The organism is Streptomyces sp. NPDC001415, from assembly GCF_053597395.1.
Map to the genome: position 1 here is coordinate 151377 of NZ_JBSFIE010000004.1, position 16073 is coordinate 167449.

Annotated in this window: 14 protein-coding genes; 7 read left to right on the forward strand and 7 right to left on the reverse strand. The window is 72.1% G+C overall.

The window, feature by feature from the left end:
* Positions 1–124: 124 nt before the first annotated feature.
* Both ACWC2B_RS06915 and idi read left to right on the forward strand, forming a co-directional pair.
* Positions 125–1066 carry a cation diffusion facilitator family transporter gene (locus ACWC2B_RS06915; RefSeq protein WP_450715386.1) on the forward strand — a complete coding sequence of 314 codons (942 nt, stop codon included), beginning with the start codon at positions 125–127 and terminating at the stop codon, positions 1064–1066.
* Positions 1067–1181: 115 nt separating this feature from the next.
* Positions 1182–1784, forward strand: coding sequence for an isopentenyl-diphosphate Delta-isomerase (gene idi / locus ACWC2B_RS06920; protein ID WP_450715387.1), 603 nt, complete (start codon positions 1182–1184; stop codon positions 1782–1784).
* Here the strand turns inward: idi and ACWC2B_RS06925 are convergent.
* Together ACWC2B_RS06925 and ACWC2B_RS06930 are read right to left on the reverse strand one after the other, a co-directional pair.
* Positions 1759–2259, reverse strand: coding sequence for an ATP-binding protein (locus ACWC2B_RS06925; protein ID WP_450715388.1), 501 nt, complete (start codon positions 2257–2259; stop codon positions 1759–1761). The genes idi and ACWC2B_RS06925 overlap by 26 nt on opposite strands.
* Before the next feature lie 136 nt (positions 2260–2395).
* Positions 2396–3073 carry an HdeD family acid-resistance protein gene (locus ACWC2B_RS06930; RefSeq protein WP_450715389.1) on the reverse strand — a complete coding sequence of 226 codons (678 nt, stop codon included), beginning with the start codon at positions 3071–3073 and terminating at the stop codon, positions 2396–2398.
* A 77-nt stretch (positions 3074–3150) separates the two neighbouring features.
* On the opposite strand from ACWC2B_RS06930, the gene ACWC2B_RS06935 reads away from it, so the two are divergent.
* Entirely contained in the window at positions 3151–3918 is a 768-nt protein-coding gene (locus ACWC2B_RS06935) for an enoyl-CoA hydratase/isomerase family protein (protein ID WP_450715390.1), read from the forward strand.
* Here the strand turns inward: ACWC2B_RS06935 and ACWC2B_RS06940 are convergent.
* Both ACWC2B_RS06940 and ACWC2B_RS06945 read right to left on the reverse strand, forming a co-directional pair.
* On the reverse strand, positions 3890–4528 hold the full coding sequence (locus tag ACWC2B_RS06940; RefSeq protein ID WP_450715391.1) for a DJ-1/PfpI family protein: 639 nt from the start codon (positions 4526–4528) through the stop codon (positions 3890–3892). The genes ACWC2B_RS06935 and ACWC2B_RS06940 overlap by 29 nt on opposite strands.
* 22 nt (positions 4529–4550) lie before the next feature.
* Positions 4551–5513 carry a GlxA family transcriptional regulator gene (locus ACWC2B_RS06945; protein WP_450715392.1) on the reverse strand — a complete coding sequence of 321 codons (963 nt, stop codon included), beginning with the start codon at positions 5511–5513 and terminating at the stop codon, positions 4551–4553.
* Between the two features lie 122 nt (positions 5514–5635).
* Here ACWC2B_RS06945 and ACWC2B_RS06950 point away from each other — a divergent pair, with 122 nt between their 5' ends.
* A complete protein-coding gene (locus ACWC2B_RS06950; RefSeq protein ID WP_450715393.1) occupies positions 5636–6499 on the forward strand; it encodes an SCO6745 family protein in 864 nt (287 codons plus the stop codon).
* Between the two features lie 66 nt (positions 6500–6565).
* The gene (locus ACWC2B_RS06955) at positions 6566–9004 is read left to right on the forward strand and encodes a Tex family protein (RefSeq protein ID WP_450715394.1); all 2439 of its coding nucleotides are present in this window, start codon (positions 6566–6568) and stop codon (positions 9002–9004) included.
* Between the two features lie 175 nt (positions 9005–9179).
* Here ACWC2B_RS06955 and ACWC2B_RS06960 read toward each other — a convergent pair whose 3' ends face one another.
* Positions 9180–10817: an ABC-F family ATP-binding cassette domain-containing protein gene (locus ACWC2B_RS06960; protein ID WP_450715395.1), complete on the reverse strand. Its 1638-nt coding sequence runs from the start codon at positions 10815–10817 to the stop codon at positions 9180–9182.
* A 195-nt stretch (positions 10818–11012) separates the two neighbouring features.
* Between ACWC2B_RS06960 and ACWC2B_RS06965 the strand changes: the two genes are divergently transcribed.
* Together ACWC2B_RS06965 and ACWC2B_RS06970 are read left to right on the forward strand one after the other, a co-directional pair.
* Complete coding sequence (locus ACWC2B_RS06965; protein ID WP_450715396.1) at positions 11013–11786, forward strand: thioesterase II family protein; 774 nt, start codon at positions 11013–11015, stop codon at positions 11784–11786.
* A gap of 86 nt (positions 11787–11872) precedes the next feature.
* Positions 11873–12799 carry an FAD-dependent oxidoreductase gene (locus ACWC2B_RS06970; protein ID WP_450715397.1) on the forward strand — a complete coding sequence of 309 codons (927 nt, stop codon included), beginning with the start codon at positions 11873–11875 and terminating at the stop codon, positions 12797–12799.
* A gap of 1 nt (position 12800) precedes the next feature.
* Here the strand turns inward: ACWC2B_RS06970 and ACWC2B_RS06975 are convergent, their stop codons facing one another.
* Both ACWC2B_RS06975 and ACWC2B_RS06980 read right to left on the reverse strand, forming a co-directional pair.
* Complete coding sequence (locus tag ACWC2B_RS06975; RefSeq protein ID WP_450715398.1) at positions 12801–14078, reverse strand: M14 family metallopeptidase; 1278 nt, start codon at positions 14076–14078, stop codon at positions 12801–12803.
* On the reverse strand, positions 14075–16069 hold the full coding sequence (locus ACWC2B_RS06980; protein WP_450715399.1) for a Xaa-Pro dipeptidyl-peptidase: 1995 nt from the start codon (positions 16067–16069) through the stop codon (positions 14075–14077). Before ACWC2B_RS06980 ends, ACWC2B_RS06975 begins: the two co-directional genes overlap by 4 nt.
* Positions 16070–16073: the final 4 nt, after the last annotated feature.

Below are 16073 nucleotides of genomic sequence, written 5' to 3' on the forward strand. Positions count from 1 at the left end.
CCGCAGGTCAGAGCATATGACAACGGTGTTCAGTGCCGTGTTGCGGATACCCCCTACCCGTAGTTCACTGGCCCCTCGTACACAGACGTCGGGATTGATCGGAAACGGATCCGGGAGGGCCTTCATGGGGGCTGGGCACGACCACGGGCACACACACGGCGGGCCGCCGCCGACCGGCACCGCGGCCGCCGCCTACCGCGGACGGCTGCGCATCGCACTCGGCATCACACTGACCGTGATGGTCGTGGAGATCGTCGGCGGTCTGCTCGCGGACTCGCTGGCGCTCGTCGCGGACGCGGCGCACATGGCGACGGACGGCCTCGGGCTCGCGATGGCGCTGCTCGCCATCCACTTCGCCAACCGCCCGGCCGGGGGCAACCGCACCTTCGGGTACGCCCGCGCCGAGATACTCGCGGCGCTCGCCAACTGCCTGCTGCTGCTCGGGGTGGGTGGTTACGTCCTGGTCGAGGCGGTCTCGCGGTTCGTCGAGCCGGCCGACACCGCGGGCGGCACGGCGGTGATCTTCGGCCTGATCGGCCTGGTCGCCAACTCGGTCTCGCTGTCGCTCCTGATGAAGGGGCAGCGGGACAGCCTGAACGTGCGCGGCGCGTTCCTGGAGGTCCTCTCGGACGCGCTGGGCTCGGCGGCCGTCGTGATCGCCGGTCTGGTCATCATGACCACCGGCTGGCAGGCGGCCGACCCGATCGCCTCGCTGGTGATCGGCCTGATGATCGTGCCCAGGACCGTCAAGCTGCTGCGCGAGACCCTCAACGTGCTGCTCGAATCCGCGCCCAAGGGCGTCGACATGGCGGAGGTGCGGGCGCACATAGTGGAGCTGCCGGGCGTCGAGGACGTACACGATCTGCACGCGTGGACGATCACGTCGGGGATGCCGGTGCTCTCGGCGCACGTGGTGGTCAGCCAGCAGGTACTCGACTCGGTGGGGCACGAGAAGCTGCTGCACGAGTTGCAGGGGTGCCTGGGTGATCACTTCGACGTGGAGCACTGCACCTTCCAGCTGGAGCCGGGCGGCCACGCCGAGCACGAGGCGAAGCTCTGCCACTGACGCGCACGGTTCCCGGGGCCCCGCGTGGGGCAGGACATGCGGATGCCGGTCAATGGCGGACACGCCGCTTTTGTACGGCAGACTGGGCAGCCGAGGACCGAAGCGAAGGATGGTTATGCCGAGCACACCAGCCACCACGGCGAACAACTCGTCGAACGGGACCACGGGCGCCGCACCAGAGATCTTGCTCGAACTCGTCGACGAGAGCGGCAACACCATCGGAACCGCGGAGAAGCTCTCCGCCCACCAGGCGCCCGGGCAGCTGCACCGGGCGTTCTCCGTTTTCCTCTTCGACCCGGCGGGCCGGCTGCTGCTGCAGCGCCGCGCGCTCGGCAAGTACCACTCCCCCGGCGTCTGGTCCAACACCTGCTGCGGCCACCCCTACCCCGGCGAGTCCCCGTTCGCGGCGGCCGCCCGGCGTACGCATGAGGAGCTGGGCATCTCGCCGACGCTGCTCGCCGAGGCCGGCACGGTGCGCTACAACCACCCGGATCCGGACTCGGGCCTGGTGGAGCAGGAGTACAACCACCTCTTCGTGGGGCTTGTGCAGTCGCCGCTGCGGCCGGACCCGGAAGAGGTCGGCGAGACGGCGTTCGTGACGCCCGAGGAGCTTGCCGAGCGGCACGCCCGCGCCCCGTTCTCGGCGTGGTTCATGACGGTGCTCGACGCGGCGAGGCCCGCGGTCAAGGAACTCACGGGGCCCGACGCGGGCTGGTGATCCCCGGCAGCGGGGCCAGCGGGAGTGCGGCCCAGACGATCTTTCCGCCGTTCGCGGTCTGCTCGACGTCGCACACCCCGCCGGCCTCCTCGGTGATCTCGCGCACCAGGAGCAGGCCCCGGCCGCCGGTCTGGCCGCAGTCGGTCTCCAGGGCCCTCGGGCGGTAGGGGTGGTTGTCCTCGACGGACACCCGGATCCACTCGGCGCCGATCGCCACCTCGACGGCGACCTGCGGGGAGAGCAGGGCCGCGTGTCTGACCGCGTTGGTGACCAGCTCCGAGACGATCAGGAGCAAGCCCTGGATGAGGTCCTCGTGGGCGGGTACGCCCTGGCAGCGCAGCAGGTCGCGCACCGCGTGCCGGGCCTGCGGCACGGAGACGTCGACGGCGGGCGCGGTGAACCGCCACACGCCCTCGTACGGCAGCTGCCGGGCCGGAGCCGCAGGTTCGGGCGGCAGGCTCCCGCGGATCTCCATGTTCCGGCACCCACCCTCGCGGCTCGACAGCACACCCGTCTGCTGAAGAGTGTGTGGAGTGCGTTGGTCCGGACCGGCCGACTGAACAGAAGTCAGCATCTATCGCCGCTTTTTCGATCCCCGATGCAAGAGAAGGTCATCTCTCGGTCGGGTTCTGATCTCCCTCCGAGGGCTTTGCCATGGCTTGCGGGGGTGTCGGAGACATCGGAGGTGTGCTTGGCGCGGCTTCCGCGGGCGTCACGGCATCACTCACGAGAGTGACGATTCTGCGTCCGCTCAGTCCGATGGCGATCAGTCCGAGGCCGTCGAACAGCAGGGCCAGCGAGAAGAAGAAGCCGATGACGTACCGGCTGTTGCTCGGCCAGTTCGCGAGCACCAACACGCCCAGGAGCACCCCGAACGCCCCCTGCACCAGCGTCCAGCCGAACTGCGGCCCGCGCACCACCACACTGCCCACCAGGCGGAAGACCCCTCCGGTCAGGAACAGCAGCGCGGCGAACATCGTGAGCGCCTCGGCGCTTCCCTCGGGACGGCGGATGATCACCACGCCCGCGGCGAGGTTCAGCGCGGCGACCACGACGCCGAGCCAGAAGAAGCTGGAGCCGCGCGACTGGATCGCGTGCGCGAGGCCCACGAAGCCGCCGATGAGCAGCAGCCAGCCGAAGAGCAGCATGGTGGTGAGGGTGGCGAACTCGGTGTAGCCGAGGCCCACCAGTCCGGCTACTACCAGGATCGCCCCGAGCAGGGCGAGCAGACCGAAGCTCCGGCGAAGTTTCCTGCCCTCACGTCCGACGTGCTTGGTGGGTCCGGTCATCAGCGTCTCCTCATGATCCGCGTACGACGGCCCCCCTTGCGATCATAGGTTTCGGGTGCCCGGATAGCATCCGGCGCATGCAGCCCCAGCTGGAGCAGAGCCTCGCCGAAGGCGTCGCCACAGTCGTCATCAGCAACCCCGCCAAGCGCAATGCGATGACGTCCGCGATGTGGCGGGCGCTGCCGCCACTGCTCGAAGCCCTGGCCGCCGATCCGGACGTACGGGCGCTGGTGCTGACCGGGGCCGGGGACACGTTCTGCGCGGGCGCCGACATCTCGACGCTGCGGGAGCCCGGCGCCGACCCCAAGATGCTCGCGGTGCGGGCCGAGGAGGCGCTGGCGGCCTTTCCCAAGCCGACGCTGGCCGCGGTGCGCGGTCACTGCGTGGGCGGCGGCAGTCAGCTCGCGGCCGCCTGCGATCTGCGGTTCGCCGAGGAGGGCGCGTCCTTCGGCGTCACGCCAGCGAAGCTCGGCATCGTCTACCCGGCGTCCTCCACGCGGCGCCTTGTCGCGCTGGTCGGGCCGTCGACCGCCAAGTACCTGTTGTTTTCAGGTGAGTTGATCGGCAGCGAGCGGGCGCTGCAGGCCGGGTTCGTCGACGAGGTGCTGCCGGAGGGTGAACTGGGCAAGCGGGTGGCCGAGTTCACCCGCGTCCTGGTGTCGCGCTCGCAGCTCACCCAGGCGGCGGCGAAGGAGTTCGCGGACGGCAGGACCGACCGGGACGCCCACTGGGCCGAGCAGGAGCGCGGCAGCGGCGACACCGCGGAGGGCGTCGCCGCCTTCCTGGAGCGCCGGCCCCCGCGCTTCACCTGGAACCTCAGCCCTGAGGGAAGCCCTTCATCCTGAAGTGCTCCACCAGGTCGCCGGGCGCCTTGTCGGGCGAGCCCGCGTCGTAGGGCGGCTGCGGGTCGTACTCGATGAGGAGCTGCACGGCCTGGGCGTGCCGGTCCCCGGCGATCATTCCGGCCAGGGTCAGGCCCATGTCGATGCCGGAGGAGACGCCGGCCGCGGTGACGTACTTGTGGTCGAAGACGACCCGGTCCCCGGTCGGTGTCACGCCGAACGTCGCGAGGTGGTCGAGGGCGAGCCAGTGCGAGGTCGCGCGCCGCCCCTTCAGGAGCCCGGTGGCGGCCAGCAGCAGCGAGCCCGTGCACACCGAGGTCGTCCACGTCGAGGCGATGTCCGCGGTGCGGAGCCAGTCGATGAGCGGCCCGCCCCGCAGATGCGGCTCGACGGCCTCCGGCGGGGCGCCCGGCACGATCACGATGTCGGGCCGCGTCACCTCCGCGAAGGACTTCTCGGCGACCAGGGTGAGGCTCCCCCTGTCGTTGCGTACGGGCCCGGCCTGCTCGGCGACGAACACCGTCTCGGCACCGGGGAGCGGGCCGAGGGTCTCGTACGGGCCTATCGCGTCCAGGGCGGTGAAGCCGGGGTAGAGAGCGATGGCTATCTGCATGGGTTCGCCTTCTTACGGAGGGTTACGCGGGACTGGGGCGGAAGCGTCGGCGGTATTCGGCGGGGGCCGTGCCCAGCACCTTGACGAAGGCGCGCCGCATCGCCTCCGGGGTGCCGTAACCGGCCGCGCGCGAGACCTCCTGGACGCCGTCCGGGGTCTCTTCGAGGAGGCGGCGGGCGTGTTCCAGGCGGACGCGCTCGACGTAGCGGCCGGGTGTCGTGCCGGTCTCGGCGTGGAAGGCGCGGGCGAAGTGGCGCGGCGAGAGGCTGGCCCGCTGCGCGAGGGCCTCGACGGACAGGTCGCCGGCCGGGTGCTCGGTGATCCACTGCTGGAGTTCGCGCAGCGGTTCGCGCCGGGCCGTCTGCGCGGCGAGCTGGGCGCTGAACTGGGCCTGGTTGCCCGGGCGGCGCAGGAACACCACCAGGTTGCGGGCGACGGCCAGGGCCGTGTCCCTGCCGTGGTCCTCCTCCACCAGGGCGAGCGCCAGGTCGATGCCCGCGGTGACCCCCGCCGAGGTGGCGATGTTGCCGTCCCGCACGAAGATCGGGTCCGGTTCGACCTGGACCGCCGGGTAGCGGCGGGCCATCTGGGCGCAGAAGGCCCAGTGCGTGGTGGCCCGGCGCCCGTCGAGCAGCCCGGCCTCGGCGAGCAGCAGCGAGCCCGAGCACACGGAGACCAGGCGCCGGGCGCGGGGGCCGTGCACCCGCAGCCAGTCGAGCAGCCCGGGGTCGGCGTTGCGGGTGCCGTCGCCGCCGGGGACGAGCAGGGTGTCGGCCGGCTCGGCGTCCGCGAGCGCGGTGTCAGCCATGAGCCGCAGCCCGCTGTGCGAGCCGGCCGGAGTCCCGTCGAGCGAGGCGAAGCGCAGCCGGTAGGCGCCGGGATCCCCCAGGACGCGGCCCGCCCCGGCGAACACCTCGGCCGGCCCGGTCACATCGAGGCTCTGGACGTCGTCGAACAGGACGACCAGGACGGAGCGCTGCGTCATGCCTCCATCCTTGGACCGGGTCGCGATGGCCGCAATGACGAACACCCCACCTTTCCTGCCATCCTCCACCGGGTCCGACCCACCTCTTCACGGCGTACCGACCAGTCGGTAACGTGCCGGGTATGAGTTCTCTCCCGCCGCTCGCCGGACGCCACTGCCAGAGCCCCCTCAACTCGCTGCACGCCACGGTCTACTTCTCGCCGGACTTCACCAAGGAGCTCGCCGGGCTCGGTGTCGAGGACCGCAGCGCCGCCTACTTCGCCGGGCGGGCGGCCGCGATGGGGGCCGTGGGCCCCGGAGTTGTCGCGGCGACGTTCTACAACTTCCGGCACGACCTGATCGCCCGCCACCTGCCCGCGGTGTGGCGCACCGCCTCCCCCGAGGCCGTGCTCGCCGCACGCCTGAGGGCCGTCGACAGCACGCTGCGCCGACTGCTCGGCGATGAGGCGATCGCCTCCGACGAGATGGCGGAGGCCGCCCGGCTCGCGCTGCGCGCCACCGAGGGCTGCACCCGGCACGCCCGGCCCCTGTACGCCGCGCACGCCGACCTGCCCGTGCCCGAGCAGCCGCACCTGGCCTACTGGCACGCGGCGACGCTGCTGCGCGAGCACCGCGGCGACGGCCACCTCACCGCGCTGCTCGACCTGGACCTCGACCCGCTGGAGGCGCTGGTCAGCCACACCGCGACCGGCAAGGGCATGGTTCGCAAGTGGGTCATGGCCACGCGCGGCTGGGAGCAGCCGGACTGGGACGCGGCGGCCGGGCGCCTCCGCGAGCGCGGACTGCTCGACGGCGAGGGCGAGTTGACCGAGGCCGGCGTCGCGCTGCGCGCCGAGCTGGAGGACCGCACCGACCGCCTCGACCTCGCCCCCTACGAACTCCTCGGCGCGCAGGGAGTGGCCCGGCTCACCGAACTCGCCAAGGGCTTCCTGGTGGCGGCGGCCCTGGCGGGCGGCTTCCCGGACGGCCTCGTCGGCAAGGGCTGATCGTCGATTGTCGGTGCCGCCTGCCACAATGGCGCCTCAGGCTCAGCGAGAAGGCGGTACGGCAACGTGACGACGTCCATCGAAGGCAGGATCGCCGAGGAACTCGGCGTACGGGAGCGGCAGGTGAAGGCCGCCGTCGAGCTGCTCGACGGCGGGTCCACCGTCCCGTTCATCGCGCGCTACCGCAAGGAAGCGACCGAGATGCTCGACGATGCCCAGCTGCGCACCCTTGAGGAGCGGCTGCGCTATCTGCGGGAGCTGGAGGAGCGGCGCACGGCGGTCCTGGAGTCCGTCCGGGAGCAGGGCAAGCTCACCGAATCCCTTGAGGCGCAGATCCGGGCCGCCGACACCAAGGCCCGCCTGGAGGACATCTACCTGCCCTTCAAGCCGAAGCGCCGCACCAAGGCACAGATCGCGCGCGAGGCGGGCCTGGAGCCGCTCGCCGACGGTCTGCTCGGCGACCCGTCGGTGGACCCGCTCGCCGCGGCCGCCGCGTTCGTCGACGCGGACAAGGGCGTCGCCGATCCGGCGGCCGCCCTGGAGGGCGCCCGGGCCATCCTCGCCGAGCGGTTCTCGGAGGACGCCGACCTGATCGGCGAGCTGCGCGAGCGCATGTGGACGAAGGGCCGGCTCGCGGCGAAGGTGCGGGACGGCAAGGAGGAGGCGGGCGCCAAGTTCGCCGACTACTTCGACTTCACCGAACCGTTCACCGCGCTGCCCTCGCACCGGGTGCTCGCGATGCTGCGCGGCGAGAAGGAGGAGGTCCTCGACCTCGTCCTGGAGCCCGAGGAGCCGTCGGCGGAGCCGGGCCCCTCGACGTACGAGAACATGGTGGCGCGCCGCTTCGGCGTGGCCGACCGGGGGCGGCCGGGCGACAAGTGGCTTGCCGACACGGTGCGTTGGGCCTGGCGCACCCGCATCCTCGTCCACCTCGGCATCGACCTGCGGCTGCGGCTGCGCACGGCCGCCGAGGACGAGGCGGTCCGCGTCTTCGCCTCCAACCTGCGCGACCTGCTGCTCGCCGCCCCGGCCGGCACCCGGGCCACGCTCGGCCTCGACCCCGGTTTCCGTACGGGCGTGAAGGTCGCCGTCATCGACGCGACCGGCAAGGCCGTGGCGACGGACGTGATCTACCCGCACGTGCCCGCCAACAAGTGGGACCAGGCGCTGGCCAAGCTGGCAGCGCTCTGCCAGGAGCACGCGGTCGAGCTGATCGCCATCGGCAACGGCACGGCGTCCCGCGAGACGGACAAGCTCGCGGGTGAACTCATCGCCAAACACCCGGAGTTGAACCTCGCCAAGGTGATGGTGTCGGAGGCGGGCGCTTCGGTGTACTCGGCTTCGGCGTTCGCCTCGCAGGAGTTCCCGGACATGGACGTGTCGCTGCGCGGCGCGGTCTCCATCGCCCGGCGCCTGCAGGACCCGCTCGCCGAGCTGGTGAAGATCGACCCGAAGTCCATCGGCGTCGGCCAGTACCAGCACGACCTGTCAGAGGTGAAGCTGTCGCGCTCGCTCGACGCGGTGGTCGAGGACTGTGTGAACGGCGTGGGTGTCGACGTCAACACCGCCTCCGCCCCGCTGCTTTCGCGGGTCTCGGGCATCGGCTCGAACCTCGCCGAGAACATCGTGGCGCACCGCGACGCCAACGGCCCGTTCCGCTCGCGCCGGGCTCTGAAGGACGTGGCACGGCTCGGCCCGAAGGCGTACGAACAGTGCGCGGGCTTCCTGCGGATCCGCGACGGCGAGGACCCGCTCGACGCGTCCAGCGTGCACCCCGAGGCATATCCGGTGGTGCGGCGGATGGTGAAGACGACGGGCAGCGAGGTCGCGTCGCTCATCGGCAACACGGGGGTGCTGCGGTCGCTGCGGCCGGACGACTTCGTGGACGAGACCTTCGGTCTGCCCACGGTCACCGACATCCTGCGTGAGCTGGAGAAACCGGGCCGCGACCCGCGACCGGCGTTCAAGACGGCCACCTTCAAGGAGGGCGTCGAGAAGATCGGCGACCTGGAGTCCGGGATGCTCCTTGAGGGCGTCGTCACGAACGTGGCGGCGTTCGGCGCGTTCATCGACATCGGTGTGCACCAGGACGGGCTGGCGCACGTCTCGGCGCTGTCGAAGACGTTCGTGAAGGACCCGCGCGATGTGGTGAAGCCGGGCGACATCGTCCGGGTGAAGGTCCTCGACGTCGATGTGCCGCGCAAGCGGATCTCGCTGACCCTGCGGCTCGACGACGACGCGTCGGCGCCGGGCGGCGCGCCCAAGCGGGAGCGCGGCGAGCGGGGCGGCCAGAGCCAGGGTCAAGGTCAGGGCAACCGGCCCCCGCAGCAGCGGCAGGGTCAGGGCCAGCAGCGCCGTGGCAGTGGTGGCGGCGAGGCCCGTGGCGGCAGCCGTCAGGCGGGCGGCCAGGGCCGCAGCTCGGCACCGGCTCCCGCGAACAGCGCGATGGCCGACGCCCTGCGCAAGGCGGGCCTGCTGGACCCGAAGGGCCGCGGCGGGCGCTGAGGCACCGGTGAGGGGCGGGCGGTGACGGCCTCAACTGCCGTACGCCCGCCCCTCATTGACGGCGGGTCAGCTATCCAGGGCGACCGGGCCCGCCGTGACCGGCTCGGCGTTGCGACGAGTCTTCCGGGCCGCCCCGGTTCTCCGCAGCCGCCGCGCACGGCGGCCCGGGAGGGTGTCAGTGCTCGGTGACCTTCCCGTCCGCGACTTCCAGGCGGCGTGTGGTGTGGACGGCGTCGAGCATCCGGCGGTCGTGGGTGACCAGGAGCAGCGTGCCGGTGTACGAGTCGAGTGCGGACTCCAGCTGCTCGATGGCGGGGAGGTCCAGGTGGTTGGTCGGCTCGTCCAGGACGAGGAGGTTGACGCCACGGCCCTGGAGCAGCGCGAGCGCCGCGCGGGTGCGCTCGCCCGGTGAGAGCGAACCGGCCGGGCGCAGCACGTGGTGCGCCTTGAGCCCGAACTTGGCGAGCAGGGTGCGCACCTCGGCGGGTTCCGTGTCGGGGACCGCCGCGCAGAACGCGTCGAGCAGCGATTCCTCGCCCAGGAACAGGCCGCGCGCCTGGTCGACCTCGCCGACGACGACCCCGGATCCGAGCGTGGCCTGGCCGGCGTCCAGCGGCAGCCGGCCGAGGAGGGCCGCGAGCAGGGTCGACTTGCCGGAGCCGTTGGCGCCGGTGATGGCGACGCGGTCGGCCCAGTCGATCTGGAGCGAGACCGGTCCGAAGGTGAAGCCCTCGCGGTGCACCTCGGCGCCGTTCAGCGTAGCGACGACCGCGCCCGAGCGGGGTGCGGCGGCGATCTCCATGCGCAGCTCCCACTCCTTGCGGGGCTCGTCCACGACGTCGAGGCGTTCGATCATGCGCTGGGTCTGGCGGGCCTTGGAGGCCTGCTTCTCGCTGGCTTCGCTGCGGAACTTCTTGCCGAGCTTGTCGCTGTCGGTGGCCTTGCGGCGGGCGTTCTTGACGCCCTTGTCCATCCAGGAGCGCTGCATCTGGGCGCGGCCTTCGAGGGCGGAGCGCTTGTCCGCGTACTCCTCGAAGTCCTCGCGCGCGTGGCGGCGGGCGGTGGCGCGCTCTTCGAGGTAGGCCTCGTAGCCGCCGCCGTACAGGTTGATCTGCTGCTGGGCGAGGTCGAGTTCGAGCACCTTGGTGACGGTGCGGGCGAGGAACTCGCGGTCGTGGCTGACGACGACCGTGCCGGCCCGCAGCCCCTTCACGAAGGCTTCGAGCCGCTCCAGGCCGTCCAGGTCGAGGTCGTTGGTCGGCTCGTCGAGCAGGAAGACGTCGTAGCGGGACAGGAGCAGCGAGGCGAGTCCGGCGCGGGCGGCCTGGCCGCCGGAGAGCGAGGTCATCGGCTGGTCGAGGCCGGTGGTCAGGCCGAGGGACGCGGCGACCTCCTCGGCCCGCTCGTCGAGGTCGGCGCCGCCGAGCGCGAGCCAGCGCTCCAGGCTGTCGGCGTACGCGTCGTCGGCGCCGGGGGCTCCGTCGACCAGGGCCTGGGTGGCGGCGTCCATCGTCTCCTGGGCGGCGGCGACTCCGGTGCGCCGGGCGAGGAAGGCACGGATCGTCTCGCCGGGGCGCCGGTCGGGCTCCTGCGGGAGGTGGCCGACGCTCGCGCCCGGCGGGGAGAGACGCAGGTCGCCCTGTTCGGGGGTGTCGAGTCCGGCGAGCAGACGGAGCAGGGAGGACTTGCCCGCGCCGTTGGGTCCGACGAGGCCGATGACGTCACCGGGGGCGACCACCAGGTCGAGCCCGGCGAACAGGGTGCGGTCGCCGTGGCCGGCGGCGAGGTCCTTGGCGACGAGAGTTGCAGTCATGAGGTGACCGATCTTAAGCCGTCCCCCGGCCCGGCCCCGATCCCGCCCCGCGCCGCCGGGTGAGGGCCCGCCCGCCGAGATCCCCGCGGATCACAGCCCCGATGGCGAAAACCGGATGGATCTTGCGGGGCACGGTGCGAGACTCGTCGGCATGCGGCATCGCATCGACCCGCTCCCCCTGGAGGTTTGCACGCCATGAACACCGCCGTGTCGCCCCGCTGGCTCATCACCGGGGCGCCGCGCCCCGGCGCCCCCAAGCTCTACTGCTTCGCGCACGGGGGCGGCTCGGCCACGGAGTACCTCCGCTGGGGCCGTGAGATGCCGGGCGCCGAGTTCCAGGCCGTGCAACTGCCGGGCCGCGGCTCGCGGTACGGCGAGCCCGGGTTCGCCTCGATGGAGGCGCTGGTGGCGGCGTTCCTCGACGAGGTGCCGCTCAGCCCGGCGCCGTTCGCCTTCTTCGGGCACAGCCTGGGCTCCCTCGTCGCGTACGAGGTCACGCGCGCCCTGCGCGAGGCGGGCCGGCCGCTGCCCGCCCGGCTGGTCCTGTCCGGCTATCCGGCACCGCACCTGCGCCACGTGCGCGTCGACGATCCGCTGCACCACCTGCCCGACGACGAGCTCATCGAACGCGTCGCGGAGATCCACGGCGGCATCCCGCAGGAGGTCCTGGACTCGGCGGAGCTGCGCGAGCTGGTCGTCGGCGCGCTGCGGGACGACTACCGCGTTCTGGAGACGTACACCTGGCGGGAGACGGAGCCGCTGCCCGTGCCGATCACCCTGTTCGGCGGCAGCGACGACCACCCGCGCGAGCAGCTCGAAGCCTGGCGGCAGCACACCACCGCTGGTGTGACGGTACGTCAATTCCCGGGCGGGCACTTCTACTTGCGCGAGGAGCCCGCTCCGGTGCTGCGAGCCCTGGAGGAGGCACTGCGGGATCTCGGGACGCGGGCAGGGGGCTTGCCCCGCTGACCTTCCTCGGCCGCGCCGCTCGGCTGCCCGGTCCGCGTGAGGCAGGGCGCGGCCGACGGATCGAGCGCATGGGCTACCGTCCGGGCATGAGCAGCGATGTGATCGTGGTGGGCGGCGGGGTCATCGGGTTGACGACGGCGATCGTCCTGGCGGAGTCGGGCCGCCGGGTACGCGTGTGGTGCCGGGAGCCGTCGCGCGAGTCGACGTCGGCCGTGGCGGGCGGGCTGTGGTGGCCGTACCGCATCGAGCCCGAGGAACGGGTGGGCGACTGGTCGCTCGCCTCGCTGCGGGTGTACGAGGAGCTGGCCCTCAAGCCGCAGGAGACCGGGGTGCGCCTGGTCGAGGGGCTGCACGCCGGGGCGCGGCTCGACGGTCTCGGGCCGTGGGCGGCTCAGGTGCCCGGGCTCCGCCAGGCCCCGGAGGGACTGCGGGCCAGGCTTCCGCTGATCGACATGCCGACACACCTGAGCTGGCTCGAACAGCGGCTCGCCGACGCCGGCGGAACCGTCGAGGCGCACGCCGTCGACCGCCTCCCGGACGCGCCGCTCGTGGTCAACTGCACCGGACTCGGGGCACGTGCCCTCATACCGGACCCCCAAGTACGGCCCGTTCGGGGCCAGTTGGTGGTGGTCGAGAACCCGGGGATCCGCGACTGGTACACCGCGGTGGAGGACGCCGGCGAGGAGTCGACCTACTTCATGCCCCAGCCGTACGGGCTGCTCCTCGGCGGCACCGCACAGGAGGACGACTGGAACCTGGCGCCCGACCCGGCGACGGCCGAGCGGATCATCGCGCGCTGTGCGCGGATCCACCCCGAGATCGCGGACGCGCCGGTACTGGCCCACCGCGTGGGGTTGCGTCCGGTACGCGACACGGGCGTGCGGGTCGAGCGTCGACTCACCGCCCGGGGCGGGGTGTTGGTGCACAACTACGGGCACGGCGGAGCCGGAGTGACGGTCGCGTGGGGGTGCGCGGAGGAGGCCGCGGCACTCGCCACGACCCCCTCCGGCTGATTCAGCAGCGTTCGACGGGCTCGGCGGCCGTCAGGCGGTACTGGGCGCGACCGTCGAGCAGCAGCGGCACCAGGGCGCGCAGCGACTGGCGCAGCGGAACGAAGGCTCCCCCGTCGGCGGTGCGCTTCAACTGGACGCCGTGCAGGGTGAGTTGCTCCTTGACCTGGCCGTACTGGGCGGGGTTCAGGCGGTAGCCGCACGGCGGGTCGCGGAGGACCTCGGCGGGAGTCGGCGACGTGTTGTCGGCGCCGCCGAGATAGACGGGCCCCCGGTCGCGGTATCCGGCGACGCGCGCCGCGCCCGTGGCCGCCTCGACGCTTCCTCGGCGATCCGTCACGAAGTCGAACAGGCCGCCGAGTCCGGTCAGTTGGGACTGGACGCGGCGCCGGTTGTTGACGGCCGGGTCGGCCTTCTCCTCGTCCGTCATCGGATCCACCCGGCTCTCGATGAGCAGGGCGACGGCGTGCTTGATGCCCGCCGTGTTGCGCAGGATCCGCTCCTGGCCGTCACCGGCGACCTGCTTGACGGGGTCGCCGGTGACCGGGTCGGTCCAGATGCCGTAGGTGCCTGTGCGGTAGCCCGCGTCCCGCGCGGCGTCGCGGACGTAGTCGCCGGACAGCGTCCGCGCCTCCTCGTGCACCTTCGGGTAGGTGTTGAGGTTGCGCGGCCAGAGGTCGAACAGGTCCTTGTCGTAGTACTTGGGGGTGGCGCCGTACTCGTGCAAGTCGTAGACGACATCGGGGTGTTCATCCCGCAGGACCGACGCGGTGGCCCGCGCCTCGGCCGTCTTCAGCGCGATGTGATCGCGGTTGATGTCGGCGCCTTCGGAGTTCTCGCGGGTGTCGGCGGCCCGGCCGTCCGGGTTGGCGGTCGGGATGACCAGGACGGTGGTGCGCTCCAGGAAGCGGAGCGTGGCCCGGTCCTTGGTCAGAGCGAGGTCGCGGACCGTGGTGAGGCAGGCCTCGCGGCCTGAGGGTTCGTTGCCGTGCTGGCCGCACACGAGAAGTACGGTGCTGGACGTGTGCCGGCCGCCGATGCGCACCTCCTGCAACGGGCGGCCCTGGCGGGTGGTGCCGATCCGGCGCACCGAGGTCCGCTCGCTGAGCCGGTCGACGGCGGCGAGGAATGCCTGCTCCTCGGGCTGGCCGGTCCAGCGTGCCCCGTCACTGGTCTCGAAGCCGGTGCGGGGCTCGGTGGGGCGAGCCTCGGCGGGCGCGGTCGCCAGGGGGACGGCGAGCGCGGCCGCCGTCACCCCGAGCGCCACCAGACGCGCCTTCACCGGGGCACGTCCCCGGGCAGCCGCTGCGTCATGCGCGGAACCGGAACGCCCTTGGGCGCCGCCGAAGGGCCGCCGAGCTGTGCGTGCGTACCGGACGTGGCCCGTACGAACGCTCCGGCACCACCGACGAACGGCACCGTGGCGCCCGTTCGCGCGAGGTCCACGGTGAGCGTCGGCTTGCTCGTCGGAGGCTCGATGAGGCCATTGTCGGTGCCCGCGACGATCAGCGCGAGTCGGTGCCCGGCCGGTACGACGTGGTCGGTGGCGGCCAGGTCGAGCGTGATGGTGTACGGCTTGCCGGGCGTGAGCGGGACGCCCTTGGTGGCGGAGGCGTAGTGGCCGAGGTCGGCCCAGCCGCGGCTGAAGACGGTGTATCCGACGTCGGTCCTGTCGGCCGACGTCGTCAGGTAGCAGGAGCTGTCACCGGCCGTGCTCGCGCCCCAGCAGGTGCGGTCGGTGCCGGTCAGGATGCCTTCGCCCGACCCGGCGTAGTTGCGGACCGTGTCGGGCCCGAGGTCGACGAGGACCGCCGAGAGGTGGGCGCTGCTGGTGGTGGGTGTCGTAGTGACGGTCACCCGGGACGAGCCGGACACCCGCAGGTCCTTGGTGAGCGGCTGGGTGGCGAAACCTGCCTTGTCGGGGGTGGACTTGTCGATCGCCGCTGCCCAACTCGTCTCGTCCAGGGCCGGGTTGTCGGTGAACGTGGAGGTGGTTCCGGCCGGAGCGGACTTCAGCGAGAGCCCGCCGACACCCGGAGCCGGGCCGCTCACCGGATGCACCACGGTCGCGGCGGTGCCGGACGGCGGCCACGCCTTGTCGGTGCTCCACTGGTCGGGGTGGCGCTCGATGTCGGCCATGGGCCGGCGCTCGATGCCGTTGTCGTAGCCGAGCAGGTAGTGGTCGAACCACTGGTGGAGGGTGTCCACCCATGCGCCGCGCCGGTAGTCGAACGGGTCGACGTGGCCCGTCTGCGACAGCCAGATCTTCCGCTCGACCCCGTTCTTGGCGAGCGCGTCCCACCACTGGCCGAAGTTCTTCGTCCGCACGTTGAGGTCCTGCATGCCGTGCACCACGAAGACGCTGGCCGTCACGTCGTCGGCGTGGCTCACGTAGTTCCGGTCGGTCCACAGCTTCGTCCAGTCCCCGTTGCGCGGGGATCCGTCGACGAGCTTCTGCTGCGCCGCGGCGCAGCGGGCCCGGGCGTCCGGGCTGTCGACGTAGCCTGCGAGCTCGGCCGGACCCCCGTCGTAGAGCGCCGCGCCCTTGGCGAAGTAGTAGTCGTACCAGGACGAGATCGCGCTGATCGGCACGATCGTCCTGAGGCCCTCGACGCCGGTGGCGGCGACCCCGTTGGCGATGGTGCCGTCCCAGCTCTTGCCGATCATGCCGGTGCGGCCGTTGGTCCATCCGGCGGTGGCGCGCTGCGTGCCGGTACGTGTCGTGTAGGCGCGGGCCCGGCCGTTCAACCAGTCGACGACCGCCTTCGCGGACAGGACATCGGAGCGTCCGCCGACGTCGACGCAGCCGTCCGAGCGATTGGTTCCGGCCAGGTCCACGCCGACGAAGGCGTAGCCGCGCGGCACGAAGTAGTTGTCGTAGAACAGCGGCATCTGCACGACGTTGCCGTGGGCGTCGTACGTCTTGAGCTGGCTCTCGTTGCCGCGGCCGCAGCACGAGTAGTAGGGGCTGGCGTCCATGATGACCGGGATCTTGCGGCCCTGCTGGGCCGGTTCGCGCGGCCGGACGATGTCGACCGCGACCCGGTCGTTCTTCCCGTCCCCGTCGCCGTCCAGGCCGGTGTCGACCCAGACGGCCTCGCGTATCGCGTTCTCGTACGAGTAGACCGGCTGGCTTTCCCCGGCATGGGCCGCCTGGGCGCCCGCCGGGGCGAGGAGCACCGCCGCCAGGGCGGCCACGGCCGCGAGGACGAGCGATCTGAGGGATCCGAGGGATCTTGACCTGTGGCGGGTGCCCCGCGCGCGTATCGGCATGGGG

Excerpts from the sequence above, each read along its gene's own strand:
- ACWC2B_RS06915 (WP_450715386.1), top strand. The coding sequence starts at position 125 with ATGGGGGCTGGGCACGACCACGGGCACACACACGGCGGGCCGCCGCCG.
- idi (WP_450715387.1), top strand. The coding sequence starts at position 1,182 with ATGCCGAGCACACCAGCCACCACGGCGAACAACTCGTCGAACGGGACC.
- ACWC2B_RS06925 (WP_450715388.1), bottom strand. The coding sequence starts at position 2,259 with ATGGAGATCCGCGGGAGCCTGCCGCCCGAACCTGCGGCTCCGGCCCGG.
- ACWC2B_RS06930 (WP_450715389.1), bottom strand. The coding sequence starts at position 3,073 with ATGACCGGACCCACCAAGCACGTCGGACGTGAGGGCAGGAAACTTCGC.
- ACWC2B_RS06935 (WP_450715390.1), top strand. The coding sequence starts at position 3,151 with ATGCAGCCCCAGCTGGAGCAGAGCCTCGCCGAAGGCGTCGCCACAGTC.
- ACWC2B_RS06940 (WP_450715391.1), bottom strand. The coding sequence starts at position 4,528 with ATGCAGATAGCCATCGCTCTCTACCCCGGCTTCACCGCCCTGGACGCG.
- ACWC2B_RS06945 (WP_450715392.1), bottom strand. The coding sequence starts at position 5,513 with ATGACGCAGCGCTCCGTCCTGGTCGTCCTGTTCGACGACGTCCAGAGC.
- ACWC2B_RS06950 (WP_450715393.1), top strand. The coding sequence starts at position 5,636 with ATGAGTTCTCTCCCGCCGCTCGCCGGACGCCACTGCCAGAGCCCCCTC.
- ACWC2B_RS06960 (WP_450715395.1), bottom strand. The coding sequence starts at position 10,817 with ATGACTGCAACTCTCGTCGCCAAGGACCTCGCCGCCGGCCACGGCGAC.
- ACWC2B_RS06965 (WP_450715396.1), top strand. The coding sequence starts at position 11,013 with ATGAACACCGCCGTGTCGCCCCGCTGGCTCATCACCGGGGCGCCGCGC.
- ACWC2B_RS06970 (WP_450715397.1), top strand. The coding sequence starts at position 11,873 with ATGAGCAGCGATGTGATCGTGGTGGGCGGCGGGGTCATCGGGTTGACG.
- ACWC2B_RS06980 (WP_450715399.1), bottom strand. The coding sequence starts at position 16,069 with ATGCCGATACGCGCGCGGGGCACCCGCCACAGGTCAAGATCCCTCGGA.